The following is a 1,249-nucleotide window of genomic DNA, read 5'->3' as shown; positions in this document are numbered from 1 at the left end:
AGGCCCGGCGCGTTCGCGGCGTCAGCGGCCGGCGCGGATTCGGAGGCGGGTGCGTCGCTCATGCCGTGATCGTCATGCGCTCGATGGCCGCCCCGTCTGGCGTCAGCCGGAAGGTGAACGTGGACGGGCCGTTGAACCCGCCGCCGCCGACGTCCGCGAGCACGACGACGCCACGCGGTCCGCCGGTGCGGTCGTCGTCAGCCTCGGCGTCCTCGGCGCCCTCAGCGCCCTCGCTCGCTCGGACGTCGGTGACCGAGAACGTCTGCTGCACGCCGATGGACTCGCGGCGGCTCCAGTCGGCGATCTCGTCGTGGCCGCGGAACTCCCGGCCCCAATCGTCGATGACGCCGTCGTCGGCGAAGGCGGCGACGAAGCGGCCGAGGTCGCGGGCGTTGGTGGCGGCGAACGCCTCGGCCACCGGTGGGGGCAGGTCGGTCATCCGGTCTCCTCGCCTCGCGGCACGCCGTCGTCGCGGCGGTTCCGGTGCCATTCCACGCCCTGGCCGCGGCATCCGTCAACCCGTTCCGCACTGATCGCCGACGCGCTGCACGACGCGCCCGGCCGTGTCGGAACCGCGTGCGACGATGCACGCGTGCCAGTGGACTTCACCGCGATCGACTTCGAGACCGCCAATTCGTCGAGCGCGTCGGCCTGTTCAGTCGGGCTGGTGAAGGTCCGCGACGGGTGCGTGGTCGACCGCGTGCACTGGTACATCCGGCCGCCGTTCCCGCACAACGACTTCTCGGAGTGGAACATCCGCATCCATGGCATCACGCCGCAGATGGTGGCGGATGCCCCCGGCTGGGCCGAGCACCTTCCCGCACTGCGGGAGTTCGCCGAGCGCGACGTGCTCGTCGCCCACAACGCCGGCTTCGACATGGCCGTGATCGCCAAGACCTCCGAGGCGATCGGGCTCGCCGTGCCCGACTTCCGCTCGCTCTGCAGCCTGCAGGTCGCTCGCAAGACCTATCACCTCGAGTCGTACCGGCTGCCCGTCGCGGCGATGGCCGCCGGCTTCGAGGACTTCTCGCACCACGACGCGCTGGCCGATGCCGAGGCGTGCGCCGCGATCATGGTGCACGCGGCGAAGCGGCACGAGGTCGACGACCTCGAGGGGCTCGCGCACGTCACGCGCGTGCGGTTCGGGGCGATCGGTCCCGTGGCGACGAGCGAGCAGCGCGCGATGCACGGCCCGATGGCCCTGCAGTAGCGGCGCGGCGCTGCTACCGGCGGTCGACTCGCATGCGCG

The 1,249-nt window shown here is 72.1% G+C and carries 2 protein-coding genes; one reads left to right on the top strand and one right to left on the bottom strand.

The window, feature by feature from the left end; genetic code table 11:
* Positions 1–58: 58 nt before the first annotated feature.
* Entirely contained in the window at positions 59–439 is a 381-nt protein-coding gene (locus GH736_RS23155) for a nuclear transport factor 2-like protein (protein ID WP_159607388.1), read from the bottom strand.
* A gap of 153 nt (positions 440–592) precedes the next feature.
* Between GH736_RS23155 and GH736_RS23150 the strand changes: the two genes are divergently transcribed.
* Positions 593–1,210 (top strand): exonuclease domain-containing protein, encoded by a 618-nt coding sequence (locus GH736_RS23150; RefSeq protein ID WP_159607386.1) that lies wholly within the window; start codon positions 593–595, stop codon positions 1,208–1,210.
* The last annotated feature ends 39 nt before the right edge of the window (positions 1,211–1,249 follow it).

This window comes from Agromyces humi (genome assembly GCF_009720255.1).
GTDB lineage: Bacteria > Actinomycetota > Actinomycetes > Actinomycetales > Microbacteriaceae > Agromyces > Agromyces humi.
The sequence above is the reverse complement of the archived record's forward strand: the minus strand, read 5'-3'. Positions and strand labels throughout refer to the sequence as shown.

What these genes read in the sequence shown, in the direction of transcription:
- GH736_RS23155 (WP_159607388.1), bottom strand. Translation starts at nt 439, where the DNA reads ATGACCGACCTGCCCCCACCGGTGGCCGAGGCGTTCGCCGCCACCAAC.